Origin of the sequence: Bradyrhizobium sp. BR 1433, from assembly GCF_051547665.1 — a bacterium.
In the GTDB taxonomy this organism is placed as follows: domain Bacteria; phylum Pseudomonadota; class Alphaproteobacteria; order Rhizobiales; family Xanthobacteraceae; genus Bradyrhizobium; species Bradyrhizobium australafricanum.
This window is the reverse complement of sequence record NZ_JBPUGG010000001.1, coordinates 2,939,540-2,965,909: the sequence shown is the minus strand read 5'-3', so window position 1 is coordinate 2,965,909 and position 26,370 is coordinate 2,939,540. Positions and strand designations below refer to the sequence as shown.

The 26,370-nt window shown below is 58.3% G+C and carries 24 protein-coding genes and 1 pseudogene; 17 read left to right on the top strand and 8 right to left on the bottom strand.

Annotated elements, in window-relative coordinates:
• Entirely contained in the window at positions 1 to 222 is a 222-nt protein-coding gene (locus ACSKB9_RS14700; RefSeq protein WP_411782088.1) for a hypothetical protein, read from the top strand.
• Between the two features lie 318 nt (positions 223 to 540).
• On the opposite strand, the gene ACSKB9_RS14695 is transcribed toward ACSKB9_RS14700, so the two are convergent.
• From ACSKB9_RS14695 to ACSKB9_RS14685, 3 genes are all read right to left on the bottom strand, one after another.
• Complete coding sequence (locus tag ACSKB9_RS14695) at positions 541 to 1,269, bottom strand: NEL-type E3 ubiquitin ligase domain-containing protein (RefSeq protein WP_438073993.1); 729 nt, start codon at positions 1,267 to 1,269, stop codon at positions 541 to 543.
• On the bottom strand, positions 1,262 to 1,603 hold the full coding sequence (locus ACSKB9_RS14690) for a hypothetical protein (RefSeq protein WP_438073991.1): 342 nt from the start codon (positions 1,601 to 1,603) through the stop codon (positions 1,262 to 1,264). Before ACSKB9_RS14690 ends, ACSKB9_RS14695 begins: the two co-directional genes overlap by 8 nt.
• A 161-nt stretch (positions 1,604 to 1,764) precedes the next feature.
• Complete coding sequence (locus ACSKB9_RS14685) at positions 1,765 to 3,015, bottom strand: hypothetical protein (RefSeq protein WP_438073989.1); 1,251 nt, start codon at positions 3,013 to 3,015, stop codon at positions 1,765 to 1,767.
• 456 nt (positions 3,016 to 3,471) lie between these two features.
• On the opposite strand from ACSKB9_RS14685, the gene ACSKB9_RS14680 reads away from it, so the two are divergent.
• Together ACSKB9_RS14680 and ACSKB9_RS14675 are read left to right on the top strand one after the other, a co-directional pair.
• The gene (locus ACSKB9_RS14680; protein ID WP_438073987.1) at positions 3,472 to 4,089 is read left to right on the top strand and encodes a hypothetical protein; all 618 of its coding nucleotides are present in this window, start codon (positions 3,472 to 3,474) and stop codon (positions 4,087 to 4,089) included.
• An 82-nt stretch (positions 4,090 to 4,171) separates the two neighbouring features.
• A complete protein-coding gene (locus ACSKB9_RS14675) occupies positions 4,172 to 4,993 on the top strand; it encodes an NEL-type E3 ubiquitin ligase domain-containing protein (protein WP_438073985.1) in 822 nt (273 codons plus the stop codon).
• Between the two features lie 419 nt (positions 4,994 to 5,412).
• Here ACSKB9_RS14675 and ACSKB9_RS14670 read toward each other — a convergent pair whose 3' ends face one another.
• Entirely contained in the window at positions 5,413 to 5,568 is a 156-nt protein-coding gene (locus ACSKB9_RS14670; protein ID WP_438073983.1) for a hypothetical protein, read from the bottom strand.
• A gap of 473 nt (positions 5,569 to 6,041) precedes the next feature.
• Here ACSKB9_RS14670 and ACSKB9_RS14665 point away from each other — a divergent pair, with 473 nt between their 5' ends.
• On the top strand, positions 6,042 to 6,863 hold the full coding sequence (locus ACSKB9_RS14665; protein WP_438073981.1) for an Effector protein NopP: 822 nt from the start codon (positions 6,042 to 6,044) through the stop codon (positions 6,861 to 6,863).
• A gap of 558 nt (positions 6,864 to 7,421) precedes the next feature.
• Here ACSKB9_RS14665 and ACSKB9_RS14660 read toward each other — a convergent pair.
• Positions 7,422 to 8,117: a secretin N-terminal domain-containing protein gene (locus tag ACSKB9_RS14660; RefSeq protein WP_438073980.1), complete on the bottom strand. Its 696-nt coding sequence runs from the start codon at positions 8,115 to 8,117 to the stop codon at positions 7,422 to 7,424.
• Positions 8,118 to 8,323: 206 nt separating this feature from the next.
• Between ACSKB9_RS14660 and ACSKB9_RS14655 the strand changes: the two genes are divergently transcribed.
• The 11 genes and pseudogenes from ACSKB9_RS14655 (at position 8,324) to ACSKB9_RS14605 (ending at position 16,756) form a co-directional block, all read left to right on the top strand.
• Entirely contained in the window at positions 8,324 to 8,836 is a 513-nt protein-coding gene (locus ACSKB9_RS14655; protein WP_438073978.1) for a nodulation protein NolB, read from the top strand.
• A gap of 9 nt (positions 8,837 to 8,845) precedes the next feature.
• Positions 8,846 to 9,710 (top strand): annotated as a pseudogene (gene sctJ, locus ACSKB9_RS14650) (type III secretion system inner membrane ring lipoprotein SctJ).
• 13 nt (positions 9,711 to 9,723) lie between these two features.
• A complete protein-coding gene (locus ACSKB9_RS14645) occupies positions 9,724 to 10,356 on the top strand; it encodes a nodulation protein NolU (protein ID WP_438073977.1) in 633 nt (210 codons plus the stop codon).
• Entirely contained in the window at positions 10,353 to 10,976 is a 624-nt protein-coding gene (gene sctL, locus ACSKB9_RS14640; protein WP_438073975.1) for a type III secretion system stator protein SctL, read from the top strand. Before ACSKB9_RS14645 ends, sctL begins: the two co-directional genes overlap by 4 nt.
• A gap of 44 nt (positions 10,977 to 11,020) precedes the next feature.
• Positions 11,021 to 12,331: a type III secretion system ATPase SctN gene (gene sctN / locus ACSKB9_RS14635; protein WP_438080209.1), complete on the top strand. Its 1,311-nt coding sequence runs from the start codon at positions 11,021 to 11,023 to the stop codon at positions 12,329 to 12,331.
• Positions 12,307 to 12,840, top strand: coding sequence for a hypothetical protein (locus ACSKB9_RS14630; RefSeq protein WP_438073973.1), 534 nt, complete (start codon positions 12,307 to 12,309; stop codon positions 12,838 to 12,840). The genes sctN and ACSKB9_RS14630 overlap by 25 nt, the downstream gene beginning before the upstream one ends.
• 233 nt (positions 12,841 to 13,073) lie before the next feature.
• Positions 13,074 to 13,949 (top strand): type III secretion system cytoplasmic ring protein SctQ, encoded by an 876-nt coding sequence (sctQ, locus tag ACSKB9_RS14625; RefSeq protein WP_438073971.1) that lies wholly within the window; start codon positions 13,074 to 13,076, stop codon positions 13,947 to 13,949.
• Positions 13,946 to 14,611, top strand: a complete 666-nt coding sequence (gene sctR, locus ACSKB9_RS14620; RefSeq protein ID WP_438073969.1) for a type III secretion system export apparatus subunit SctR — start codon at positions 13,946 to 13,948, stop codon at positions 14,609 to 14,611. Before sctQ ends, sctR begins: the two co-directional genes overlap by 4 nt.
• A gap of 2 nt (positions 14,612 to 14,613) precedes the next feature.
• Positions 14,614 to 14,889 carry an EscS/YscS/HrcS family type III secretion system export apparatus protein gene (locus ACSKB9_RS14615; RefSeq protein WP_438073967.1) on the top strand — a complete coding sequence of 92 codons (276 nt, stop codon included), beginning with the start codon at positions 14,614 to 14,616 and terminating at the stop codon, positions 14,887 to 14,889.
• A gap of 11 nt (positions 14,890 to 14,900) precedes the next feature.
• Positions 14,901 to 15,722, top strand: a complete 822-nt coding sequence (sctT, locus tag ACSKB9_RS14610) for a type III secretion system export apparatus subunit SctT (protein WP_411782102.1) — start codon at positions 14,901 to 14,903, stop codon at positions 15,720 to 15,722.
• Positions 15,719 to 16,756 carry an EscU/YscU/HrcU family type III secretion system export apparatus switch protein gene (locus tag ACSKB9_RS14605; RefSeq protein WP_438073965.1) on the top strand — a complete coding sequence of 346 codons (1,038 nt, stop codon included), beginning with the start codon at positions 15,719 to 15,721 and terminating at the stop codon, positions 16,754 to 16,756. Before sctT ends, ACSKB9_RS14605 begins: the two co-directional genes overlap by 4 nt.
• Before the next feature lie 339 nt (positions 16,757 to 17,095).
• On the opposite strand, the gene ACSKB9_RS14600 is transcribed toward ACSKB9_RS14605, so the two are convergent.
• Positions 17,096 to 18,601 (bottom strand): carbohydrate porin, encoded by a 1,506-nt coding sequence (locus ACSKB9_RS14600; protein ID WP_438073963.1) that lies wholly within the window; start codon positions 18,599 to 18,601, stop codon positions 17,096 to 17,098.
• A 1,054-nt stretch (positions 18,602 to 19,655) separates the two neighbouring features.
• Positions 19,656 to 20,990: an oxygen-independent coproporphyrinogen III oxidase gene (gene hemN / locus ACSKB9_RS14595; protein WP_438073961.1), complete on the bottom strand. Its 1,335-nt coding sequence runs from the start codon at positions 20,988 to 20,990 to the stop codon at positions 19,656 to 19,658.
• 1,003 nt (positions 20,991 to 21,993) lie between these two features.
• Between hemN and ACSKB9_RS14590 the strand changes: the two genes are divergently transcribed.
• Positions 21,994 to 22,740: a hypothetical protein gene (locus ACSKB9_RS14590; protein ID WP_438073960.1), complete on the top strand. Its 747-nt coding sequence runs from the start codon at positions 21,994 to 21,996 to the stop codon at positions 22,738 to 22,740.
• Positions 22,741 to 23,989: 1,249 nt separating this feature from the next.
• Positions 23,990 to 24,715 (top strand): LuxR family transcriptional regulator, encoded by a 726-nt coding sequence (locus ACSKB9_RS14585; RefSeq protein ID WP_438080207.1) that lies wholly within the window; start codon positions 23,990 to 23,992, stop codon positions 24,713 to 24,715.
• 405 nt (positions 24,716 to 25,120) lie between these two features.
• Here the strand turns inward: ACSKB9_RS14585 and ACSKB9_RS14580 are convergent, their stop codons facing one another.
• A complete protein-coding gene (locus ACSKB9_RS14580) occupies positions 25,121 to 25,855 on the bottom strand; it encodes an outer membrane protein (RefSeq protein WP_438073958.1) in 735 nt (244 codons plus the stop codon).
• Positions 25,856 to 26,370 lie beyond the last annotated feature (515 nt).

Sequence of the window (26,370 nt, the reverse complement as noted above, 5' to 3'; positions counted from 1 at the left end):
ATGAATTCACGTCAAAACGCCGTCCGGTCGCGCTTTGGTCCATTTTGTCTATTCTTGTGTTCGGCTTTCCTCGTTATTTTGGGGCTCGGCGGTTGCGCTCGTTGGGATAGACCCGCTCTTCAAGTGCAGGAGACGCCGCCGCCAGATTTGCTTGGCGCCAAAGATATCGATCCGGCGATGCGCGAACGCATTGAGCGCGCGATCGGACGCAATGCCGACTAGAGGCTTTGTGCAATTCGCTGAAGCAGGAACTGCGAAATATTGATCGGGCTGGCCCTGTCGACACAAGAGCGCCCGCGTAAGATCGGCTGAGCTACTCCTCAATGTCTTGTGGGTTTTCACACGCTGAAAACGAATGCGTTATGCTCGACCAACGGGGAGGCATGGTCAGGTCAGAAGCGCTGCAAAGGTAAGCAACGGCGGACGAGAAAAAATGCCGCGTGACAAGATCAGGTAATCGGCAGCGGTCGGCGCGAACGCTGCGGGGGCGAACGCCATCGCGTACCTCCGTTTGCAGCCCTTCGCAATTTGATGACCGCTTCACAGCTCAAGGGCGTGGTCAGCCAGCACTTGGCGCATCAGGGCGCCCTTGATCTCACAGGCGATCTCGTCGCGGATCGTTGCTCCGAACTGGAGCTCGGCATCGCTGTTTCCGGTCAGATCATGATCGGCGAGCCGTTGCTCGAGGCGGCTCTGGAACTGCTCGTCCATCGCCTCGATGAGCCGGTCCTGCATCTGTGCATGGGCTTCGGGAGCGATCCGGCTCACCACCGTCTCCCAGGGGTGCCATCGCGTCGCCAGATAATCAGCGAAACCAGCGGCCTCCTCATTGCGCACCTGCGTCTCAGCCGCGGTGAGATCGTCCTCAGTGACGTAGGAGACATCAAAGAACCGCATGTCCGGAGCGATGAGCTGCAGGTCCAGCCGCTGGCGTAGCTTGACTTGATAAGCAAGATAGACCTCGATTTCGTCGACGAATTGGAGCGAGCCGACCTTCTGACGGGCGATCGGTTCGAGCGCCCCCAGGCGGAACAGGACCCGCGCCTGGTCGACGAGTTCGCCGAGACGGTTGTCATAGGCCCCCTCCTCGACATCAGCGTTCACGCGTGCTGTCTGCATGCTGTTCCAGGTCAGGGTGATGCGATCTTGGCAGGTCTCGCTCGCCCCAAACGCCAGCTGGAAATACTGCTGGCGCAACCCCGGCCTGATCGCCGCCTGCCGCAGATCATCGGCTACTGCTTTCCTAAATTCCGGGTTGCCGCTATTCACGGTGCTCTGCAGCCGGTTCGAGGAAAAGCGCATATTCCGACGCGCCCGCCTCGCCGGCGAAGTTCTGCCATGCGGCGATCACCTCCGGCTCGCCCTCCATCCAGTCGGCCACCGCCTCACTCAGGGGGCGCGGTGAATCGCCTGGCGTTGCCTCATTCATCGAGAAGAAGACCCGCGGACCGCTATAGCCTGGGGCATTCAGCGCTGTCGCCAGATTCGTCCGTACCCGCTCGGACAGCGGATTATCATCTACATAAACCATGCACTCAGAACCCAGCTGGGTCAGCAGGGCTTCCGGAAGGCTCGTCAGCCGGTTGCCGCGTGCCTCAAGCACCCAGAGCTCAGCCGGGAGGGTCTCGCACAAGCTCGTGAGCCTATTACCGCTGACGTGTAGTCTCTGAAGCTCCGAAGGGAGGGTCTCGGGCAGGCTACTTAGATGGTTGTCGCGCGCGAAAAGCAACTTGAGCTCGGCGGGGAGAGTGTCGGGCAGCCTGCTCAGCCGGTTGCCATCGGCCTCGAGCTCCTGGAGTTCAGGGGGAGGCTATCCGGAAGGTTGGTCAGCCGGTTGCCGCCGACAGCAAGCAACTGAAGACCGCTCGGGAGGGCATCGGGCAGGCTGGTCAGCAGGTTGCCGCGGACATCGAGGTCCTGGAGCCCGGCCGGCAGGAGGTCCGGCAGGCTGGTCAGCCGGCAGCTGCCGACGGCGAGCGTCAATAGTCCCTCCGGAAGGGTTTCGGGCAGGCTGCTCAGCCGGTTGCTGCCGATTTCGAGTGATTGGAGTTGCGTTGGGAGGGCGTTGGGCAGGCTGGTCAACCGGTTGCCTTTGGCGGTGAGCGTCCGGAGTCCGGCCGGGAGGGTGTCAGGCAGGTGCACCAGCTCGTTGTGGCTCACGTCCAGCGACTGCAGGGCGGGAGGAAAGGCGGCGGGCAATGTCGTCAAACCCAGGTCGGGCAGGTCCAGCCGGGTATAGACGTCGCCGGCTTCTGCCCAGGCTCTTATTCGTGTTGCCGCCTCTTGCCGGTCCTCATCTTCCGTCTGCCCCTCGTCGCCAACCCAGATGTCTAGGATCCGGTCGAGTCGCGCTTCCTGGAGGACTGGGGCGTCAAGGTTCGTCAGATCGCCGGCAGGGGCTGGGGTGGAGGTCCCCGTGCCGTGCGAGGCTTCGGTCCACTGCGCCGCGGCCGCGGGGAGCCGCCGGCCTCCAGTATTTCCATCGCCCGGCCGGGGCTGCCGGGCAAGGACCGATGCTGCGAGATTTTGCTCCCAGGGACTTGCCGGGATAGCTCGCCACTCCGCCACCACATCATCGGTTCCCGCCCACCAATGCTGCTCTTGATCGACCTGATGCGTCCGCCAATCGGCAGCTGCATCCATGTCGTGCCAACTATCCGTCAGACTGAAACTGCCGTCTGACAATTGGCTATCGCGATCTGCGGTCGCAAAAAGCACATGCTGATTGATCCCTTGTTCAGAGTGGGAGGGCGGATCCGAGGTCAGCCGCGAGGGGCCTTGTCCAACGCGATCCTCATGCGGCATTTCCAAAGGATCCGCATCTCTGTTCGACCCGGCATAAGGGGGGCGGCGTCGATTTGAATTGGGGAGCGGAGTTGGAAGCTCACGCGGATGCAACTCGTTCAGCTGCTGCTGAAACGCTGCTTGGTCTGCCTGCTGCTGTTGCAGGCCCTCGTCGTACGTCCGCCCGACATCCGGGATCTCGGATGGGTTGAGGTGGTTGAACGGATCCATCCCATTCTCCTGGCGGATATGAGGAGCTAACGCCTGACCTGGATAAACAAGTCCTCGCTAAGAGCCGAAGCTTTCGAGAAGCTGACGAGGAATCAGAATGATCGTAACGATCCTGAGATTTCCGCGGGAATGCCGCAGCTTCGAAACAGACCAATGTGACTTCCATCGGCGCATCATAGGAAGACTCGTCAGCTCGTCGACAGCTAAGTAACTCATACTAGAAGTCGCGTCTTCGGAAGCTGACACACTCAGCTGGCCACAGGAGAACGAGCATTGATGAACACAGGGCGGGCGGAGCCGAGCGCTGGCACTCCTTCCGAACAAAGCCACCGGCAAGGTTGCCTATGCGGTCTCACGCAGGCTGCGGCTCAGTGGGTCGAAGCCTTGACTGGAGCGCGGACATCCGCTCGTCCGCAGGAGTCGCAGGATCAGATCCTGGACGCTTGGGCTGGCGAAGTGGATCAGGGGCAGGGCGAGAACCGGCAAGAGGCGGTAAGGCGAGTCCGAGCTTGGCGAGAGAACGCCTATGTCTCTGCGCCGCTGCCGCTGGACCTGTCATCGCTGTCCCTGACAACTTTGCCCGCCGCCCTTCCGCCGAACCTCCAGCAGCTCGACGTCAGCCGAAACCGGTTGACCCATTTGCCCGCGGCTCTTCCGGCTGCGCTCTGGGATCTGAACGCCGACGAGAACCTGCTGACCAGCCTTCCCGAAAGCCTCCCGGCGGGGCTGCAGCAGCTCCACGTCAACAACAATCGGCTAGCCGGCCTGCCCAATACACTCCCGCCGAGGCTCCTGCGGCTCTACGCCAGCGGTAACCGGCTGACCAATGTGCCCGATACACTCCCGTCTGGGCTGCTGCGGCTCTACGTGGGCAGCAACCAGCTGACCAGTCTGCCTGATGTCCTTCCCGCGGGGCTCCGGCAGCTCGGGGCCGCCGGCAACCGGCTGACCAGCCTGCCGGAGACGCTACTAAGCCAGCTAGGCTCTGCCTGCAGGGTTGAGCTGGCGGGTAACCCGCTATCCGAGCGGGTGCGGACGAGTTCTGGCGACTGCCCTGAATGCCCCAGGCTATAGCGGTCCGCGGGTCTTCTTTTCGATGGATGAAGGAACGGCGAGCGCTCCAGCCTGCCCCCTAAGCGAGGTGGTAGCGGATTGGATGGAGAGCGAGCCGGTCTTTATCTGGCAGAATTTCGCCGGCGAGGCGGGCGCCTCGGAATACGCGGTGTTCCTCGACAGGCTGCGAAAGACCGTGAACTATGCCAATCCAGAGTTCCGAAAATTAGTAGCCGATGATCTGCGGCAAGCAGCGATCAGGCCGGGGTTGCGCCAGCAGTACTTCCAGCTGGCGTTTGGGGCTAGCGCGACGTGCGAAGATCGCATCACCCTCACCTGGAACTGCATGCAGACCGCACGCGTGAACGCTGATGTCGAGGAGGGGGTCTATGACAATCGTCTCGGCGAGCTCGTCGACCAGGCGCGGGTCCTGTTCCGCCTGGGCGCGCTCGAGCGAATTGCTCGTCAGAAAGTCGCTTCGCTCCAATTCGTCGACGAGATCGAGGTCTATCTGGCCTATCAGGTTAAGCTACGCGAGCGGCTGGACCTGCAGCTCATCGCGCCGGACATGCGCTTCTTTGATGTTTCCTACGTCACTGAGCACGACCTCGCCGCGGCCGAGATCCTGGTGCGCAATGAGGAAGCGACGGGATTCGCCGACTATCTGGCGACCCGCTGGCAACCTTGGGAGACGGTGGTGCGTCGGATCGCCCCCGAGGCCCATGCACAGATGCAGGACCGACTGATCGAGGCGATGGACGAGGATTTCCAGAGCCGCCTCGCGCAGCGGCTCGCCGATCATGACCTGACCGGAGACAGCGATGCCGAGCTGCGGCTCGGAGCAAAGATCCGCGACGAGATCGCCTGCGAGATAAAAGGCGCGCTGATGCACCAGGTGCTCGCCGACCACGGCCTTGAGCTGTGAAATAGACATCCAACTACCGAGAAACTGCTAAAGCGCGTCCGCACTCAGCCAACATCTAGATCAGGGACCGATCACGACCTGCATCACCAGTTCATCTGAAATCAATTCCGCCGTTTCTCTAGAGCAAGCCGGATCTAGTGAGCTCCCCAGCCTCCTCGTTGAAACCTGCCGCACCTCCTGGGTGGGGCGACTGAGGTCCGGTCAAGAGATCTTGCCCGGTCAACGGGGTCTGGATCCTCGATATGACGCTGCTATGTCGGCGCTATCCCCTGTACATCGCACCCGCGGCGGGCTTGTAACTCCGGTCGGGCTACGCCCTCCCGACTTCACGAGCCCACGACTGCTCTCTCATCCTGATTAACGCTAGCTTCCTCCCAAATTGCCGCACAGCTGGACGGCCACCGCTTTAGATGCCTGCCCTACAGCACGACACATTGAGGTCGGCTCATCACCGCGTATCGAGAAGCCCAATTTTCTGAGCCGCTCTCAAGAATGTCCTGACTTGGAAGCGCCAGAAAATTCATTGCTACGAACATCGCAATGTCCTCGCCCGTATTCGCTTTTGCGTAGTCCATTTATCCAATACGCCTCGACCGGACGCGATTTTTCAAATCGTTCAATTGCTCCTAAGCGAGAGCCGTGACCTAAGCGCATTTTTGTGAGGCTAAAATCGAAGACCCTGCCGCCTCTGCGAGCCAAGAGATGGTTCGGCCGTCGTCGGCCTTCTCGGCAACCCGCCAACACAATGCCACGGGTTCAGTCGAGCGCGGAGTCCGTGTGAAATGAATGACGGGCAAGGTACCATATCGGTAGCTCTCGCGAGATCGCCGGGCGGTCAGACTGCGCAAAGGATGAGATTGATGCCGGACATTCAATGCCGCCAACGCGCTCCGATTTGCCGCTCGCATTTCGGCTATGTAGAAGACGCTTTGCGCGGCCAACTTGCAGGTCAGCTTGGCGTCAGCTGCAACAACTATCAATGCGTGCTCGTTTCGACAGCCTCAGCTAAGCTGCCAACGAAACTTCACTGATACAGAGGCAAATTAACATGTACAGCCGAATCAATGACCCATTCAGTCAAGTCAGCAACGCCGCCGATACCAATGACACCAGCTATTCGGCGGATGGCCATGGCTTTGCGGAAACGCTTGCAAACATGCATTTGGGGTCGGATGCTAGTTCCTCTTCGTCGCGGTCGTACTCGCTGGTTGATCAGCCTCCCGTCGTGGAGATCTCCAAGCGCTCATTCGCCAAAAAAGCGGAAGCGTTTTATGGCGACAACATCAAGCATATCGCCGACAACCCGCAAGTGTACTCGCCTCGCATATCCTCGAAGGCCAAGCTCGTAAAAAAAGTTGCTAAAAAATACGGCAACACCAAAGATACCGAACATGCGCGCTATTTCAGCTATCAGCTAGGCAACACAAGCGTCGGACTTCTAAGAACCGAAGGCGGCTGCAAGATGAGCGACGAGTTTGAAGGAGATCAGTGGCAGAAAGCGTTTCCCGGACGAACTGAAGTCACGTCCACTGTAGATCTTCAGATTGCCCATCCGCTCGTCGTTAACGCGGGCGACATCTTGCTGGAGTATCAGCTTCAGCTCGACGGCGATCGGGCACTGCTCCGCACCCGTCCCGCTAATGATGAAGCGAGGGCGCGCTCGCGGGAGTTAGGTTTTGTTGAGGTGGATGACGATAACATGGTGCTTGACCCCACCCAACATCCCGACAAGTGGACAAAGAATTACGATGGTAAATGGCAACGGGCGGACAAGCCAACACGATATTTGTCCAAAGCTGAGTCCAGTGATAGCGAGAATGAAACAGGGCACGTTCTGTCTCGGTCCGACGATGACTATGACTTCATGTAGGATCTCCTTCAAGAATCCTGGCAGACAAGCCACGCCAGACGTGAAAATGTCGGTCGCTTCCTGAAGGCGGGTCGCTGGCGATGTTCGAATCCTGGCGCCAAACATTGGCGTTCGGGTGCCGTCACTCAGTTTCGTCCCATGAAAAGAGCCAAGCCGGCCGATAGACCCTGTCTATCGGCCGATGAGATCAGATAGATGGCGCTGACTGGCGGACCGAGGCTTGGGCGGCCTCCTTGTGTGTTCGCGCGAAAGGGGGCAAAGTCCGCCTCGGGCGTGCCTCATTTGTGAGCCGCAATTGCTCGCCTTGCGCGTGTCTGTCATCATCTGCGGTTCCACGAAGCTACAACCACTGTCTTGCCGGCGTTCGCGAAAAAATAGATCAGGTTCGCGGGGTCGGTGACGCTCCCTCATCGCGAATAGCCGACTTAGGAACATCGCAGCTGTTGATCGGCTGCAACGGCTAATCGAACGATGTCGCGGCCGCCGATACATCCGGGCCGCTATGCCACGGCACGACATTGCCGGCGGCCACGCTACGACAATCGGCGCTTTTCCATATCATTTTTCGCCCATCGCGGGCGTGGGCCTGACGCCGTCCTGGTGCGCGATGTCGGAAGAATAGGGGCCTTCCGGTTTCCCATCGCGGATAATGGTCGTTGAGGAGCCCCGAAATAGCGTCAGCACAGAGTCTCGCGTTGGCGTCTCGACAGCGCGTGGTCGAGCCTGCGCCTCAGCCACGAGGCCTTTCAGGGTCTCATCCACGAGTGCGATGAAGCGTGGCGGACCGGACGCCAGGACCAGACCATTTCCGGGCGCGGCCCTTATTGAATAGCGCTGGTCGGAAATGTTGAGCGCATCGAGGGTCGCCGTGAACGCGCCGAAGCTGATCGGACCCAGTACAAGCAAACGAGTTTGCGCCTCCTTTGCGGCAGACACGTAAAGCACGAGTCCATCGTAATACCATTGCAGATTATAGAGCTGAGTGAGATGGTCGAGGAACTCCCGCGGTGATAGATCCGGCATGTGTCCGCGAATCCGGCCCTTCACTTCGCCGCTGATGTTGATTCTGACGTTGAGGTTGTTGCCGAATTCCTGCAGCGCAGCGGGGAGGTCCTGGTCCAGAACCGTATAGCGATAAGGTGTCGAGGAGAGCGACAGGGGAGCGCCGAACGCCGCATGTTTTCCGGTCGAAACGAATGCCCCGACACATAGAATTCCGATCAAAGCGCACTGAATCATAAATGGGATGAACATTAAGGTTCTCTTCAACCTGGCCAACGGGAGTGGAGTTGCGCAAATGTAGATGGCCAAACGTGATCATTAGATGACGCTGGGTGCGACGAACTGGTCAGCTTCTCGTCAGCTCGCTTCTCTAGGAATCCTCTGTAGGATATTGAGCCGTTCATGGGTCTTGAGCGGCAGGTCCTATCACATCCCGAAGAGAGCAAGGTTCTTCCACGATGATGTTAGGTGCTGTGCCGATTTCTTCCAACCTGACCGAAGGTCTGTGCAACACCTGCTCATCAGTAGCAGTCGGCGAGCAAGTCCAGTTCCAGCAGAGCCTTTCGCAGGCGGCCTCGACCCAAGGCGTTGCGTCGCCGGTGACGGAAGCGGCGCCAGTGTCCCCGACATCCGAAGTTTCGCGAACAACAACGCAAGCGGCTCCTTTGGGCGAGCGCATCCTCCAGAACCTGTCTTCGCTGTATCGGGTCAATGCAGATCCTCGCGTTGTGGCCGGCGGCGGACCCGCTCTTCCGAAGGCCGTTGAGCCTGGGTCGGCATCGCAGCCCCTCTTGTTGCAGCCAAGCGGGGCGGAAACAAGTTTGCCGGTTGTCCCTCAACGCGCAGATAACTTCGAGGCTATGTTGGCGAATCTGAAGGATGTTTCTGACGGCGTCATTCAGGTGACGCTCGTTTCAAACTGCATTGGCAGCGTCAGTTCATCACTTAACAAGCTGATATCGGCAGGCTGAGTGGAGCCAATGATCGGTTCAATCTGTCGCGAAAGCGGCTATCCCCCGCGCTCCGCCAAGCGGTTCCGCGTCGTGGCTTTGCTGTCGCTCCTTCTTCCCCTTGTTGGTTGCAAGGCCGATCTCTACACTAAAGTGCAGGAGCGCGAGGCCAATGAGATGCTTGCGGTCCTCCTTAAGAACGGGGTTGATGCGGTCCGTGTTGCTGCCAAGGACGGGACCAGCACGATCCAGGTCGAACAGAACCAGCTGGCCTCTTCGATTGACCTGCTGAATGCCGAAGGGCTGCCACGCCACTCTTTCAAAAGTCTCGGCGAGGTGTTCAATGCGGCGGGCCTGATTGCTTCGCCGACTGAGGAGCGCGCCCGGTACGTTTATGCCCTAAGCGAGGAATTGTCGCGGACGATCAGCGATATCGACGGCGTCCTCTCAGCGCGCGTCCATGTCGTTCTGCCAAAGAACGACCTGTTGCGGCGAGACACCACGCCGTCTTCGGCGTCGGTTTTCATCCGGCATGATTCCAGGGCGAATCTCAAGCCTGCTGCCGCAGATTAAGATGCTCGTCGTCAACAGCATCGAGGGCTTATCCTATGACAAGGTGGCAGTCGTGTTCGTGGCGGTCGAGCGGCCTGCACTCGAGCAGCGGCCTGGGTCGGCGGCTGCATCAGCCCAAGCATCCGGATTCATTTCAACGCCATTGTTTGCGATAGGAATGGGTCTCGGCGGCTCGGGATTAGGCGTATTATCCTATGTCTTGCTTGGCGCTCGGGTGCGTCAGCGCGGGCAAGCATTTCCCAAGGTGGCCATGGTGACGAGACGTTCGGGTGCGTCCGCGATCGAGGCCGTGCGTAAAGCGATCAAGCCTAATGCAGCCTAGGGGTGTATTCGACATGGTGACACAGAAGCCGTCTGCCGAGCGACGTCGTCCGTTCAAATCGCCATTTGAAGGTCTTAGTGAGCTTGCCGCCTCGATTCATCCGACCCGCCTTGCCGCGTGCCTTGATGCGAGCCTCTCGGCTGCGACGTTGGTACAGCTACAGAATAGCCGCAGGCTGCAGACAAGGATGGCGGGGCTGCTGCTTGACAACGAATTTAACTTAAACGGCAGTGTCTGGAGGCCGGACCTTCTGCTCGGACATGATCCGAAACGGGCTGCTCTGCTCGCCGGCGGCGTCTTTCATGCCCGTTCGCTGATCAAACTGATCTCAAAGCCCGATGTCGCCGTGCTGATCGGGCGTGTAGGGGCCGAAGCACAGGCTTTCGGTATCCGACACGCCGCACATGCAGTTTCAGCCAGAGTCATTACCGATCCGCAACAACTCGCGCAAGAAATTGATGCCGACGGGCATGCCTGTCTCGGCGCCTGGCTCGACCAAGCGTCAGCGCTTGATCGCAACCGCGTGCTTCTACGCTTGGCTGTCGGAACTGCCGCCGACAATCCAGCAACCGAACACCGTCAAGCCGCAGACCAATTGTTTTCCTTGGTGTTGGCCCAATTGGCGAAGGAAACCCCTGCGCTATGACAGTCGACGAGTCCGCCCCACCGATAGCTCCGCACATGCGCCCACTTGGCCCTCTCATAGCGGCAAGGGATCTCGAGATCTGGCAGGAGGCCGCCGAGGCCCGAGCCGCTGCAGAGCGGCATCTGCAGCGGGTTCGCAGCTGGGCGCGCAGGGCTTATCAGTCGGAGCGAGCGCGCGGGCATGCCGAGGGGATGGCGGCCGGTGCCGAGGAAATGGCGCAGCTGGTCGCGCAGGCTGCCTCGGAAACGGCACAGAAACACGCCGTTCTGGAGGAGGAATTGCCGCAGCTCGTGATGGAGATGGTAACTGATCTTCTGGGCGCCTTCGATCCCGGTGAGATGTTGGTGAGGACGGTTCGTCACGCCATCCAGCGAAAATATGGCGGGGCGGAACTTTCTCTTCATGTGTCCTCCATGGACGCTGATGCCCTTGCGCACGAATTTGCTGCGTGCGACGGACGGGAGGGCCGTCCGATGGTCCGAATTGTTTCGGACCCGGCGCTATCCCCGCACGAATGCGTGCTGCGGAGCGAATTCGGCAATGTTGATCTCGGACTTGCCGCGCAACTCCGCGCGCTGCGTCTTGGACTCGGGTTACCTCCCGCCGCAGGCGAGCCGTGACGACGCGGGGAGCAAACCGTGGCAATCCCGTTGCAGAGGGAGACCTGCACGGGGTGCTGTCGCATCTGCGATCGACAGCAAGGCATGTCGACACGCGCGCCGTGCATGGAAGAATCACGCGAGCGATCGGCACGCTCCTCCATGCAGTCTTGCCCGATGCTCGCATTGGAGAGCTTTGTGTCGTGCGGGATCCGCGCACCGGGTGGTCACTTGAGGCCGAGGTGATCGGTCTGCGGGAGGATGGCGTGCTGCTGACGCCGATCGGAGACTTGCAGGGCTTGTCCAGCCGGGCAGAAGTCGTCGCTACCGGACGAATGCATGAGGTGCCAGTCGGGCCCGAGTTGCTTGGCCGGGTGATCGACAGCTTCGGCCGTCCACTCGATGGCAAGGGGGCAGTCAAAGTCACCGAAACTCGTCCGTTGCGCGGCAAAGCGCCAAACCCGATGACGAGGCGCATCATCGAGCGGCCTTTGCCACTCGGCGTGCGCGTCCTGGACGGCCTTTTGACATGCGGCGAGGGCCAGCGGATCGGCATATATGGAGAGCCTGGTTGCGGCAAGTCGACGTTATTGGCGCAGATCGTAAAGGGCGCGATCGCTGACGTGACGGTCGTTGCACTGATAGGCGAGCGTGGGCGGGAGGTGCGTGAATTCATCGAGCGCCATCTTGGGGAGGCAGCCCTTCGCCGCACGGTCGTAGTCGTTGAGACCTCCGATCGCTCGGCGATGGAGCGCGCGCAATGTGCCTATATGGCAACCGCGCTCGCGGAGTACTTTCGCGAACAGGGACTGCGCGTCGTTCTGATGGTGGATTCATTGACGCGATTTGGCCGCGCCATGCGCGAAATCGGTCTTGCTGCGGGTGAGCCACCGACGCGGCGGGGCTTTCCTCCCTCTGTCTTTGCTATGCTGCCTGGATTGCTCGAGCGTGCCGGCATGGATGCGTGCGGCTCAATTACAGCGTTCTATACCGTGCTTGTGGAAGGTGAGGGTACCGGCGATCCAATCGCCGAGGAAACGCGCGGCATTCTCGATGGTCATATCGTTCTCTCACGCTCGATCGCCGCGCGATCTCAATTCCCCGCTATCGATGTACTGTCGAGCCGCAGCCGCGTCATGGATGCCGTCGTATCCGCGCAGCATCGCGAGGCCGCATCTTTCTTCCGCGATCTGCTCTCACGCCACGCGGAGGCCGAGTTCCTAGTCAAAGTTGGCGAATACAAGCAAGGTAGCGATCCCCTGACGGACCGGGCTATCGCCTCGATCGATGATCTGAACAAGTTCTTGCGCCAAGGCGAGGACGATGCGTCCACTTTTGAGGAAACCGTCACATGGATGTGCCGTCTGACCGCATGAGTTGCATTCACGCGTCGAAATTGCGGCACGTCAAGGATCTGCGTGAGCGTAGTGCCCGCAGTGAATTGTCCAATATGGACGCCAAATGCAATATGGCGGCCCTGGCCGCGAAGCGCGCATGGCGCGAACTGACAATCGCAGACGAGCATCACGCACGGGCGGAGGCTGAGGTTTACCAACAACTGGTATCGCTCGGTACCTTGTCCGTCATCGAACTCGATCGCAGCCAGCTCATTTTGGAGAGGCTCGCAGGTGAGATCGCGTCGAAACGCCAGAAGCTTGAGGACGCGCGTATCGCTCAACAGCAGGCCGAGATGGCGGCATCGGAAAAGCGGGCGGACTGGGCCAAACGTTCCGCGGCGACTCACAAATGGCGACAGATTGAGACCGACGTCCGACGTGCAGCCCATGATCATTCGGAGGTCTCAGCCGAGATAGATGCTGATGATGAAGTCCTGCTTCGCTATGGGCAGGGGTTACCCACAAAGGTGGCAGACGGTTCAATCTGATGAGCGCTAGTCATGTTGGGACGCAAACGTGCTGTCATGCAGAGCCGCCTTGCGCGCGTCGTGCAGCGGAATGCACGGCGTACAGGCCATCTCTGGTTCTGACTCACGCGTTGGTCTCGTGGCTCAATGGAATCGCGGGGCCCCGCACGTCTTTGCAGACCAGCATCGGTGATAAGCCGCTATCGGTGCGACTGGCACGAGTTGTTTGGCAGGAGGAACCTTCGGCTATATCGATGCTCGACTGCATCTGGGATGTCGGTGACGAAGCAGTCATCTTATCGATACCCTATACCCTTGCCGAGGCGTTGATCTCGACAGTGCAGAGGGGCCTCGCTTTTCCCTCCGAGCCGAGCGGTTCGCTCATCCTCGAACTTGCGCTCGAACCGTTGCTCGCTCGTCTGGAGCGAAAGATTGAGCAGAGGCTGCAACTTCTGCATGTCGGAAAGGCCGAAACGATAGGCCCTTATGTCGAATTCGACATTGCCTACGGTCCGGTCAGGAGCAAAGGTCGCCTGTTTCTTTTTTCGCCTGTCGATGGACCGATACCGCCGGCGTTCAGCGCTTTAGGCGAGTTGCTCGGTCAACTGCCGCGAGAAATGTGCGAGCTCTCCACGGAGCTACCCGTCATAGTTGCCGGAGAAATGGGCGCTCTGCGAGCTACGGCCTCGCTTCTTCGCAAAACGACTGCAGGCGACGCGTTGCTGCCGGGCGTGATGCCATTCGCCCGTGGTCAGATCATCCTCACTGCGGGCCGACTATGGACCGAGGCAGATGTCGGTGGCGGTCGCCTGACCTTGCGGAGGCCATTTCGGTTGCAACCGCGCCCTCTGGAGTATGCACATATGACGACACAGCCCGAATCGCAGCAGCCGCCCTCGGAAGCCGATCTCGACGATATAGAGGTCACGCTGGTCTTCGAATGCGGCCGGTGGCAGATCACGCTCGGAGAACTGAGGAGTGCCGGCGAAGGACATGTGTTCGAACTTGGCCGGCCGGTCGACGGCCCTATCGATATCCTTGCGAACGGCCTACGTATCGGAAGCGGCGATATCGTGCGTATTGGGGACGAGCTCGGTGTCAGAACTCCGTGGCAGGTTAGCAGGCAATGACTGAGGTTCAACCGGCAATCCTGGCGCTTCTTGCGGTTACGGCCGGTCTCGGCTTGTTGCTCTTCGCGGTCGTCACGACCACGGCGTTCATTAAGGTATCGGTGGTTCTCTTCCTCGTTCGCAATGCTCTTGGAACCCAGTCGATACCACCGAACATCGTTCTATACGGCGCAGCTTTGATTCTCACCGCCTTCACCAGCGCCCCCGTCTTTGAGCAGAGCTACAATCGAATTGCTGATCTGAAACTCCGCTATCAGACCCTCGAGGATTGGGTCAGCGCGGCGAAAGAGGGGCAGGAGCCGCTGCGAAGCTATCTTAAGAAGTTCACCAATGAAGAACAGCGAGGCTTCTTCATGTCCTCGACCGAACGTGTCTGGCCGGAAGAGATGCGCGGCAGAGCCACAGCTGATGATTTTGTCATTCTAGTCCCGTCTTTTCTAATCTCGGAGCTCAAGCGCGCCTTCGAGATTGGGTTTTTACTCTATCTTCCCTTTATCACCATCGATCTGATCGTAACGACCATCCTGATGGCGATGGGCATGTCAATGGTATCGCCGACAGTGATATCGGTCCCTTTTAAGCTCTTTCTATTTGTGGCCATTGATGGCTGGTCTCGTCTCATGCACGGACTGGTACTGAGCTACGCGATGCCCGGAGGTTGAATATGGATGAGACCACCATTCTTACTCACATGACCCGATCGCTCGTGCTTTTCATGATTTGGGTTCTGCCTCCACTCATTGCGGCGGCAGTTGCCGAAACAGCCATTGGCCTCATCCAGGCGGCAACGCAGATCCAGGACCAGACGTTGCCGCTGACGGTGAAGCTTCTGGTCATTGTTGCGGTCATCGGTCTGTTTTCTCCGGTGCTGAGCGCCCCGCTTATTGAACAAGCCAAGCAGATCTTCACGGAGTTTCCCGCGCTCACGGCGGGCTACTAGCGCCCCTCGCGATGTCTGAGCTGTCAACCGCCGAGACTCAAAGTCTGATCCATGCGGCCATCGAACTCGTCGTTGCTGCCGGCCTTGGTGCAGCCCGCCCCGCCGGCATCATGCTGGTTCTCCCCGTATTTACGCGCACGCAGATCGGCAGGCTGATCCGCGGCTGCCTGGCCGTTGCGATCGAGCTACCGTATTTGGGGCAAATCGGCGATGGCCTGAAGACGCTGGACCCAGAAACGCATCTGATCAGGATCACGCTACTGGGATTGAAGGAGACGTGTGTCGGTCTACTGATCGGCGCCGTGCTCAGCATTCCGTTATGGACCATCCAGGCTGTCGGGGAGATCATCGACGTCCAACGAGGCGTCACGAGCGTGGTCGCTCCGGCCGATCCCGCAACGCACAGTCAGGCTTCGGCGACAGGACTGTTTCTCGGTATCACCGCGATCACGATCTTCGTCGTATCCGGAGGCCTACAAACCATGATCAGCGGACTTTATGGCAGCTATCTGGTCTTGCCAGTGTATCAGTTTCGACCCACGCTGACCGTGCAAGGGATAAGGGAGCTGCTGGGCATGCTCGACGGCATGATACGTTCCACCGTCCTGATCTCGGGGCCCGTGGTGGTTTTCCTGCTACTGATCGATATATCGGCGATGCTGCTCCAACGCTTTGCACCGCAATTCAACAATAAAGACCTGTCTTTGACGATCAAAAATATCGGCTTTGCGATCGTCATGGTCACCTACGCGGTTTATCTGATCGAATACATGCAATCGGAATTCATCCAGTCCGGCGGCGAGTTGGAGAGGTTTGAAAGGCAACTGAAGTGAGCGACACGAGCGAAGAAAAGACGCTCGCCCCCACTGACAAGAAGCTCAACGATGCGCGCAAGAAGGGAGTGGTTCCGCACAGCAGTGATTTTGTTAGAGCCGTCAGCAGCTGCGCCGGTCTCGGCTATCTCTGGTTGGAGGCCGATTCAATCCAGGATAGGTGCGAAGCAGCGCTAGTGCTGGCTGACAAGCTGCTGGAGGAGCCGTTCGATGTTGCGGTCCAGCTGGCGCTCGGCGTCTTGCCCGAACTGGCTCTGCGAATTGTTGGTCCGCTTCTCGGAACTATTCTCGCCGGGGCGACTCTGGCGGCAGTACTGGCCAATGGTGGAATAGTGTTCTCCTTCGAGCCGGTAAAGCTGAATTTCGAGAACATTGATCCCATAAAAGGGTTGAAGCGCGTCGCTTCCTTGCGCTCCTTAGTTGAGCTTGGGAAGACCGTCTTCAAGGTCATTGCCCTCGGCGTGATCGTTCTCCTCATCGTTGTCGGCGCGTGGAAGGCGCTGGTCTATCTGCCGGTGTGCGGCATGGGCTGCTTCGGCTTCGTCTTCATGGAAGTGAAACTGTTGATCGGGATTGCCTGCGGTGCGTTTCTGATTGGCGGACTGATCGATCTCCTGGTCCAGCGCTGGTTGTTTTTGCGCGGCATGCGCATGACACAAAGCGAGGTGAAGCGCGAGTTCAAGGAGCAGCAGGGCAATCCGGAGCTGAAACGGGAACACCGTCGTCTGCGCCGGGAGCAGGCGAACGAGTCTCCGCTCGGCGTGCGCCGCGCAACGCTGATCTTGACCGGGCGGGAGATGCTGGTCGGAGTACGCTACGTCCGTGGCGAAACCGCTGTGCCAGTCCTGGTTTGCCGCGGCGAGCGCGAAGCGGCTTCAAGACTCTCTGATGAGGCGCGGGCGCTTGGGCTCAGTATTACCGATGACCACATGTTAGTTAGTGAGCTAATCCACAACGCCAAGCTCGGTAACCCGATTCCTGCCCAGTATTTCGAGATCGTCGCAAGAGCCCTCATTGCGGCCGGCATAGTCTAGCGCGTGTTGTGAATGGCGTCGCATCACGGGTGGAGGTTCGCTATCGATACGGCTGCACGGCCTGGGTTCCGGCTGACGTGGAATCTGTCGACGCCTTGTTTGTTGGCGGTGCTCAAGTTGCTGTTGTTACTCCGTCGAGCAATCGTGGTATTCTGTGTGCAGAGGCTTTGGTGTCGGGCGAACGCGATTGACGAGCCATCGGCAGAACGTTCGTGTACGGATCTGCTATATTATGATGGGCCGACGAACACGAAAAACGATCCTGAAGAATTGGCCATCACCCTCACGCTAAAGGTCTGCGCAGGCTGTCAAGCGTAGACTCGGGTCGGCCTGTAGGGCTTAGAAGAAGATCGACGTAGAGACCAATAAATTCAGAGCATGTCCTGTTTCGCGCGTGTGTATAATGCTTGTTGGGTTGTTGATGTATGTCAATCCGACGCTTGCGTATATCCCTGGTGCCAAACGCGCGGTGTAGGTTCCCGAGATTGCGGTGCTGTCGCGGTGCACGAGATGCCCTTTAGCTAAGGCTGCATCTACTGCAAAGTTGCTCCAGGCGGTTTTCGTGGCAACGATGGCAATCTGATCGCCTGGCCGGCCGTCAAACAGTCCTTTCGCATAGAGACGTGCCTCGTAATACTGACTGACTCGATTTCGGTCGGGCGGAGCATACATGACAGAGAACCCACCATAGATGCCACGCGATGCCGCACTATTAGGGTCAGATTGCCAGAGCTGCCGGTCAGCAGCGACGTAGTAGACGCTGTTCGCATTGGTTCGCGGCTGCGTTGGATATTGCATATTTGTGTAGCTGCTATTGTTGAAGCCGATACCGGCTCGCAACCAAGTCTCGGGTGAGCCCGGAGCAGCTTTGCTCTTGTAGCCAGTCTCATCGAGCCAAAGAATACCCGCATTGGCCGTGCTCCAGTCCAGGCCGGTCGGGTTTTCGGTTATCTGCGCATACTGACCATCTGGGCTGAGTGAGCGCTGGATTGAGACCTTGTTATATACATGATCATCGATGTTGAGCTTCAGGTTGAGAGCTGGCGTTGGCGCTGCGTTGTTGCTCATACCGGCTTGAAATAGGATATTGGATGAGGGCCCCAAGACGCTCGCGCTTGCGTTGCCTCCCACCACTGTGCCCGCGAATTCATTCTGATTTCTGAGATAACCCACTTTGAGTTCGAGTTTTCCGTCGAAGAAGGTCTGGTAATAGGCAATTGTATTGATGCCAAGCCTATTGGGCCCCGCTGAGTCCCATGTCCAATATTGCTGGTGAGCGCCCACGATAAGCTGACCATCGGGAATTCCAAAGCGACTGAGATCGTAGGTGGCAATCATGAAATTCACGGAACCGAATGTCGGATTCTGTCCCATGTATAGTTGATTGGCGATGCTGGTTCTGGCTGCGCCTGGTAGTTGATTATTGACAAGGCTGTTTACTGTGCCGCCAACGTAACCGATCCCGACGTCCGCCAGCGCGGACCTAATGCCGTCTTTGTCCTGATCTATCGTATCGGCAGGACCAGGTATATTGAGCCACATACCTTTTTCGCGGAGAGTTTCGAACTTTGCGAATGGGGCGATCGGTTTTTGAGTTCTGTTCGTTGCAGCTGCATTCGTACCGTTGCACTCTGTTGGAAGCATGCTGGATATGCTTCCGAGGGCAGAAGGACCGGAAGGACACATTGCTTTTTTGGGCTGGCTGCGTTGAAGTGTCAGGGCCGGATCCTTTTGGCCTCTTCTGACATCCCTATCCGCAGTGTCGCTTCTCGGGGTGAGCAGGTTGGTCGTTTGCGCCAGCGTCGAATTGCTGGCGAGACCCGCCGCAAGCGAAAGCGCGACCAAAAACCCTCTTCGCTTTGGAGCTGATCGACGGATTGAAACGCGCGCTGCGACCGAGCATATCTGAATCGCCACAACAGAGCGAGCATGCATAGTGAACTCCGCCACCGTATTTGCGGGCCTTGAATGGATTGCGCTCCGGCCTGATTGGCCCCGAACTGACCTTCATCTTTGACGTCCCAGCGCGGCTGCCGTCACGATGAGCAACAGGCTTGTCTATCCCAGCAAGACCCGCTCAGGCTTTGTCGGGCCTCGTCACCAACGGGCACACCACGACATCTTCGGCGGCGTATGTGTCGGACAGTGGCCCAAGACAGCTTTGAAATCGGTACGCTCAGTGAGCGGGACCGAAAGTCCATTATGGACTTCCGTGAGAAAGGCGAGGTTGCGGTGGAGGCAGACTTGCCGTCGCAGGTGACGAGCTGGCACATCCATCAGGTCCAGTGGCGCGGCCGGATCTATCTTGCATCCCGAATTCCTTGACGTTTGAGCCGCGCGACGTTCGTTGACGACGATTGCCACGCGTCCGTCATCTCAATCAATTGCTAGGGTTGGTAGTTGACTAGGACGCCGATGCGGGATCGCGGATTGCGGTGCTCGGTGGGAGCACAGGTCGTTATCTTGACGAACTGTGGAAGTGCTTACGTCAGTGAGACGGGTGTCAGGACTCGCAAGCGAAGGCCCGGCTAAGCGTTGCCGTATGAGAGCTGATGACCGGACGATCGGACAACGTTGCGGACCACAATATTGTGGACCGTCATGGTCGCGCCAGCGCTTGATCATCTTGGGTTACCGCCTCAAGAGAATAAGTCAATCCGGGCCGAGGGCATCGGGCGAGGGATGATGGAGATGATGGATCAAACAACCGCTTCGGATTTGCCGGCGGTGGCGCCGGTGTTGCAAACGAGACTTCGCTAAGGTCGTCGCCATCATTGCGGTAGCCGACGGCAGTCTGGGTTCGCAGAGCCATCTACAAATCTAGCCGCCTGGCCTCCCGCGATTATGGGCTCGCGACAGGCGGTGATGCTTTGAGATCTTTTAAGGCCGATTGCTGGTGCTAATACGGTTTGCGGTCGAGATAGGCGTCAAATGCAGCGGCAACCGCGCGAACCATGAAGCGATGCTCGTGCCTCACGCGGATAAAGCCGTTCTGGATGTGAACTATCCCGTCCTCGGCGAGCATAGCCAATCGTTCAGCTGAATCGAGAATAGAGATCGGATCGAAACCGTGGGCGGTACAGATCGCCGACACGTCGGCCTCCATATCGCACATCAGCCGCTCGATGATTGCAGCTCGGACGCGGTCTTCGCTGGTGAGACGATACCCCTTTGACGTCGCCAAACGGCCGGCTCTAATGTGCTCCCGGTAGGAACCTCTTACAACTTCGTTCTGGACATAGCCGTCACCGAGACGGCCGATGGCCGACGTGCCCAACGGGATCACGGTGCTACAGCTGTCGGCTGAATAGCCCAAGGAGTTGCGCCGCAGGCGACCGTTTTTCTGCGCCAGCGAGAGCTCGTCGTGTGGCAAGGCGAAATGGTCGAGTCCGATTGGGTGGTAGCCGGCAGCGACTAGCGTATCGGCCACGGCCGCTGCCTGTTCGGCTCGGGTCGCGTAATCCGGTAGCACCGCCTCATCTATCAGGCGCTGACGTTTCATATACGAAGGAACGTGCGCATAGCCGAAAACCGCAAGCCGGTCGGGGCGCAGGGCTACGGCCGTCGTCGCGGACTGGACACAGGACTGCACCGTCTGATGAGGGAGGCCGAAGATGAGGTCGAAGTTGATACGGTCTATTCCATGCTGGCGTAGATTTTCGACGGCGGCTGCCGTCTGCGCTTCACTCTGGACGCGGTTAATCGCCTTTTGAACGATGGGATCGAAGCTTTGCACGCCGAGGCTTGCGCGGTGCACGCCGGCTTCTCCTAATGCTTCGGCCATCTCCATCGTAAACGTGCGCGGGTCGATCTCGACTGCGATCGTAGCCGTTTTCCTAAATGCGAAGCGAAGACGCAAAACGTCCATCAGGGCCAGGAACTCCGCAGGCTTGATAAGCGTCGGCGTGCCGCCTCCAAAATGTACATCACTCACAGGCAGACTTTGCGGTGCTTGCTCCGCTACCAAACGAATCTCTTCACGCAGCACCGCCAAATAATCGAACATTGGCGCATTCCGGCGAGTGAAAGTCGTAGGGAAGCCGCAATACCAGCACATTGAGCGACAGAACGGAATATGGAGATAGAGCGACACAGCGCCGTCGGCCGGTAAGCTCCTCAGCCATTTCCCACAAGTCTCGGCGCCGACAACCGCGGAGAATTCCGGTACAGTTGGATAGATGGTGTACCAAGGCAGGCGGGCATCGTAATACTTTTCCAGGATTGAGATCTGCAACGACGCGGCCCCATGGCTTTACGAGCATGACGCTGACGGCTGCGCTCGCCTGTGTCATTGAGCCATGTCAATTGGTCCGCTTTAATCGAGAAATGCGCCGTCCCGTCGAACTTGCTAAGGTGGCGATATCGTTTTCGTGTGCCGTCAGACGGATAGCGCCCGAGAAAGGAAGCCGTCTAAAGCTGCATTTATCAAAACGGTTAAGCTGCGCCAGAGGTTTTTGACCCGGTTGGTCTGGCTCTGGCGTGTGTAGGAAGAGGTCAACAGCCGTTTTTGATATGCCTAGCGCGAGGAAATGATAATCATGATGATCGAGAACTCTGTTGTAACCTTTCGCTGCGGCCGGCGGACCCGAAGCCGGGTATTCCATCAGTACCGATGCGGCCCTTTGCGAACAAACCGCTAGGCGTTTCGATTATCTCGTCCCTCGACTCGGCTGAACGATAGGCTTGGACTTCGACCGGTCGGCAAGCAGATTGCGGAAATCGGGTTGGATGATCCGCAAGTAGAGCAACAATTGTCTGGCTTGTGGACAAGGTTCCTTAATTTAACGGACAATCATCACAGGTCTTTAGGCACCGAATTGTACGGCCCGCACGACACGTACCGTCGTGAACCTGACGTTACGTGTGATTCAAGCGCCTTCTGAAGACCGCGCGCGAAATGTGCGGACTGAAAGATCAAAGAAGCGACGAGCCTCAATTCCGCCACGCTGGTTGTTTCATTCCAGGCATCATCATCACGGATGTACTGATGATGGTTGGGACGACCCGGCGCACTTCCATCCCGGCAAAGTGCGTCGGGGCGCCTTGGTGATCGAGTTGATCGCTTCTGTTGACGTCGAACCGATCGCTTGGAGTTGAAGGAGTATGGCCAAAAAGTTTATCCCCCCAAAACAAGGGGGCGACAGCATACTCTGCGCGCCGTAAGTATGCGGTTCGAGCATTGGGCGAAAAATGTGTCCGCCGGATCGCACACCCCTTTCGTAGTTCAGGTTAGACGAATGAACGCGCCGGTTCGACGGCACTGGAGTCCAAAAGAATTGTTCAATGCCCTGACGCCGGCGATGTTTGCCGCTGACGCATCGGTTGTGCGGGCACGCTGGGACAGATTGTGGCCCGAGTTGTACACGGAATACGACGCAAGGCATTTAAAGAGGGAGCTGTGCATCCGTAACTTGATCAAAACCAACGAAGCGGAGGCATTCTTCAATGCCTGGGCTGCAGACGAAGAGCGCCATACCGACGGTTTCATCCAAATCATGGAACTCGTCGCTGGCGGATCCGAACCGGATCTTCGAAAAAGATTGGACGCGCGACCGCATGATTTTAGCGTAATCAGCGAGTTCTTGGAGGATGAATTCTCGCTCATCGTTATGATCGCGTTTGATGAAATGTGTACCTGCCGCGCCTATGCTGCGGAGAGGAAATTTTATGCCGGACTTGGGAGCAGTCGTTTTCTGCTTTGGCTCAGGGAAGTGATTGCCGACGAAGCGGTTCACTCAATGAATGCCGTTAATGTAATTCGCGCCCGGTACTGCGATCGCGTCAGCGAAGTTGGGGCAATCCTCGAGAGCCTGATCAGCTGCATTACAAACGATACGACTTATACTGGCACTTTCGTGTTGGATTATTTTGGCACGGCGTACACGAAGGAATTGCTCGCCAACTGCCGCGCCACGATCCTTAGAAATGTTGCCAAGCCGCTCTCCCCGGCAGAGCAAGACGAAAGCAACCGCTCGCCAAATTGATAGCGACCCACCTGGCGAGTGAGCGAGCCCGGCGCCGACCTGTGTCGTTCGGCTGCTCCGTTGTCAAGTCGCGCTCAGTTGATCAACAAAGTCACTGGTGATGTCGCATTCCATCCCGATGTCGCGATTGCTCCAACGCATGTGGTGCGAGCAATCCCTCTAATCCTCTCAAGCTATTGCCGCAAAACTCGTTTTCCTGAGCGCGCCAACTGGTACGACACTTGCTACTTCCATCCGGGTCCTCTCCTACTGGAGATGCGCATGCAAAGTGGTCTATGCACCACGCAGGTATTCCGATGTTTTGCGTGTCCGGGTGCTGTCCTTGTCCAGCCTGCTCACGCGCGTGAGACACGATCCTTAATCCGCGCGAGCTGTAGGCTATGGAGCATCGTCTCCAAGCACAGCGCACTCCGCTGGCAGGAACGTGCCGACGAACTGCGTACTGGTGATGAACCTGTGAATGCGGAAACGAATAAGGCCCATCTGATGTCATTTTCGCTTGCGACCGCGACGTCAGCCGTTTTAGCGCTCGGGTCGAGCTCAGTATGGCCGAACCGGTTGGCGCGCTGTACCTCACCTAATTCGCGAAGCGCCATACCGGGGATCGCGCTGCGTTCGGCATCGCGAAGCGACGAGCGTTCGTTCCATGCGGAGCCCGCCTTCACGAAGAACGATCTCGCTTATGCCTCGGACAGATCAACTCTTCGAACGCGTGCCAGCTTGCACCGCTGCTGGGATCCGAGGGGGCTGCGCTTGCCAACCTTTGCAGAAAGGCAGGACCAGATCCGATCGGCTGATCGGACGTATTTGCAAGACGAGCTGTCAATGGATTGTGGTCATCGCCGGTGTTTGCGGCCGCGATACAGCTCGGGATGGAAGGTGCAGACCTGATGGTCGCCATCAAGTCAGAGGAGAACGCGCCGAGGTTCGATTGGGCCGACATCAGCGTCCTTGCCGGTGGAGGACGAAATAATGCCCGCGCGGCGGTCGTGCCGCGCCGGTCAGGCTTTGGTCAAGGTCGACCGGGGCCGGCCCGCTGTTTCATCGACCCGCCCGCGACTAGCGGCCCAGCCGCGGAGATCAAGCAGTTCGGGAAGAGGATTCGCTGTAGCCCGCGAACGTTCGTATTTCCCGAAATGCGAAGCCAAGAGTTCAGACGATGGAATGGAAGCTAGCTCCACCCGAAACGAACTCGATCGGACAGCGCAACACCGGTCTTTTGGACCGACGGGATCCCGTCGCGCCTAAAATTGATATCTTTAGCTTCACAGAATGCGCAAATCGAACGCAATCCCTTAGAGCGATGTTCCAGCTTCTAGTGAATTGCGCGACCGAGGAGGGCTTTAGTGAGGTTGCCTACGTAGCTCTCAACTTTGTGGAGCCGCTTCGCCTACCGGAGTATCCACCACCCACAGTAGCAGTGAACTGGCCGCCGGATTGGTGCGATCGATACTTTGAGCGCAAATACTGCACAATCGATCCCGTGGTCCGGCGCACACCAATGCTTTCGCGGCCATTTCTGTGGGACCAACTCCCCAAGCAATATCAACTACAGCCGGACGAACGGCGAGTGCTCACAGAGGCCAGAGAGGCGGGTCTGAAACACGGCATGAGCGTGCCCTTGTTTGGACCCTTGGGTCGACTATCGGTGGTATCATTTGCATCTCGGTTCGATGATGCTGATCCTCAGCACCGTATAAGTCATCTCCACGCACTGGCCTGGAACTTTCACACCGCGTGTGTGGAGATCTCGCGTCCCTCGGAGAGTAGCTGCAACAGGAAAGTGACGCTATCGGAGCGGGAGCTAGATTGCATGCGATGGGTCGCGGAAGGAAAGTCGTCGTGGGAAATTGGCGTTATACTGCAAATCAGCGAGAATACGGTGAACTTTCATCTCAAGAACGCAATGCGAAAGTTGGGCGCGACCAGCCGGGTCCAGGCTATCGTTATGGCGATCCGGCTCGATCTCATCTGAATCTCCGCAATGACGTTGAGTTGGATTGCCAAGTGGCGGCGCTGAAAGATGATGGTATCGAGCGGGAAAATTGTGATCGTCATCGTTCGACGAAATGCGACCTCGCAAATTGAGACCCGGCCAGGCTCGTCATTGCAGGCGCAGCTCGTCGTCTCCGATCTTGGATAATCACCTTCCCGCTACGCAATAGGGGCTCCGTTTTCAGTTTGGCACGCGGCGCTGACGAGTACCTCGTGATGGCCAGCCGAGATGGGGAACGCCCACAAAGCAGGTTTTGCGCGGTACGAAATGTGGCTCTTGGAAGCCCAGCCGAGCGAGTCAGTGCCGCATAGGAGATTATCTGTAGAAAGAGCCCCGGCCGAAGGCCGGGGCTCTCGGTTCGCGACGCGATGTGCGCCGATGTCGCTATCTGGTGAAACCAGGACCGAACTTGTAGTTGAGCCGAACAGTGACAAGATCAACGTTCTGCCGGATGCGATCGCTGGATCCGCCGGCCGAGGGGAAGATGATGTCATTGTCCTGCATAAAAAGATGGTCATACTCGACGCCAAATGACCAGCTTGGCGCAAAACCGACCTCGAGACCAGCGCCAAGCGCGCCACCCCAACGGAGATTGTCGCTTCTGGCAAATTCCGCGCCGGTAGATGCCAAGCTGATCTGATAGCTATTGCTGGTCACCGCAGCGCCGCCCTTGGCGAAAAGCAGCACGTTGTTGAACGCGTAACCGATCTGGCCCGTGAACAATCCGAACCCATCGATTCTGGTACGATTGCTGACTGTTGGCACGACGGCGGCGCTGACATTGGAGCCGCTGAAGTTAGCCCAGTTGCCTTGAGCCTCGACGCCATAGACCACATTGAATATCTGCCAACGATAACCCACCTGACCGCCGACGGTGGCGCCGATCGCATCATGGCAGCCTTCGGGAGCGATTGCAGACAGGTCCCAGCAATTGTTGCTCGACGCCCATCCACCGTTGAAGCCGAGATAGAGGCCGGTCCAGTCATAGATCGCTGGAGGCAGTACTAGCGGCGGTTGCGCTTTAGTGAAGACCGGCTGCGCGCCAAGATCCGCGCCGAATGCGGGCGCCGCCGCGTTAAGCGCGATGATGCTTGCAGTCAAAAGCAGCAAATTCTTCATTCGAGTTTCGTTCCTTTCCATTGCCCCGGCGATTTGCGTATTAGCAACATCACTGTGAATTGCTGTAACTCCAACACAACATGTCATCGCGCGAAATGGCCTCAATCTCACGTAGCGGGAGGTTGTTGAGCCAGGATATTCGGATGAAACGTTGGGCGTTCACCAGTGCGTGTTGACGGTGTTGGCCGCGCCCTAGCGAAGTTATCGCAGAGCAATCAATTGTCTCATGCGCTGGCTTGAGAAATCGACGAGCCGCATGCTCGGTCGTTGAAAACGATTTCTAGACGAAAGGAAGCATGTGCAGGTTGTCCGTAAGCCGCAGTTTCCGGCCGCATGAGCTAACCTCGAGATTCCTCCGACAGGCGGCAGAGAGTTTGTCAGAAAGATTAATGACCCCGAGGACGTAAGAGCCAGAGCGCGTTCCTATCGAGATCGGGTAACGTCGAAGTGGGCACTGATAAAGCGGACAGCTAGGTGCTCGCTCTGATCGTCGTCAGACAGTGGAGAGGACGCAG

Bases quoted from the DNA above. Each gene is read 5' to 3' on its own strand.
- sctQ (WP_438073971.1), top strand. From the start codon at position 13,074: ATGCTCGACTGCATCTGGGATGTCGGTGACGAAGCAGTCATCTTATCG.
- sctR (WP_438073969.1), top strand. From the start codon at position 13,946: ATGACTGAGGTTCAACCGGCAATCCTGGCGCTTCTTGCGGTTACGGCC.
- ACSKB9_RS14645 (WP_438073977.1), top strand. From the start codon at position 9,724: ATGGTGACACAGAAGCCGTCTGCCGAGCGACGTCGTCCGTTCAAATCG.
- ACSKB9_RS14630 (WP_438073973.1), top strand. From the start codon at position 12,307: ATGGATGTGCCGTCTGACCGCATGAGTTGCATTCACGCGTCGAAATTG.
- ACSKB9_RS14660 (WP_438073980.1), bottom strand. From the start codon at position 8,117: ATGTTCATCCCATTTATGATTCAGTGCGCTTTGATCGGAATTCTATGT.
- sctT (WP_411782102.1), top strand. From the start codon at position 14,901: ATGTCTGAGCTGTCAACCGCCGAGACTCAAAGTCTGATCCATGCGGCC.
- ACSKB9_RS14700 (WP_411782088.1), top strand. From the start codon at position 1: ATGAATTCACGTCAAAACGCCGTCCGGTCGCGCTTTGGTCCATTTTGT.
- ACSKB9_RS14685 (WP_438073989.1), bottom strand. From the start codon at position 3,015: ATGGATCCGTTCAACCACCTCAACCCATCCGAGATCCCGGATGTCGGG.
- ACSKB9_RS14665 (WP_438073981.1), top strand. From the start codon at position 6,042: ATGTACAGCCGAATCAATGACCCATTCAGTCAAGTCAGCAACGCCGCC.
- ACSKB9_RS14675 (WP_438073985.1), top strand. From the start codon at position 4,172: ATGGAGAGCGAGCCGGTCTTTATCTGGCAGAATTTCGCCGGCGAGGCG.
- ACSKB9_RS14580 (WP_438073958.1), bottom strand. From the start codon at position 25,855: ATGAAGAATTTGCTGCTTTTGACTGCAAGCATCATCGCGCTTAACGCG.
- ACSKB9_RS14655 (WP_438073978.1), top strand. From the start codon at position 8,324: ATGATGTTAGGTGCTGTGCCGATTTCTTCCAACCTGACCGAAGGTCTG.
- ACSKB9_RS14590 (WP_438073960.1), top strand. From the start codon at position 21,994: ATGAACGCGCCGGTTCGACGGCACTGGAGTCCAAAAGAATTGTTCAAT.
- ACSKB9_RS14615 (WP_438073967.1), top strand. From the start codon at position 14,614: ATGGATGAGACCACCATTCTTACTCACATGACCCGATCGCTCGTGCTT.
- ACSKB9_RS14670 (WP_438073983.1), bottom strand. From the start codon at position 5,568: ATGGACTACGCAAAAGCGAATACGGGCGAGGACATTGCGATGTTCGTA.
- sctL (WP_438073975.1), top strand. From the start codon at position 10,353: ATGACAGTCGACGAGTCCGCCCCACCGATAGCTCCGCACATGCGCCCA.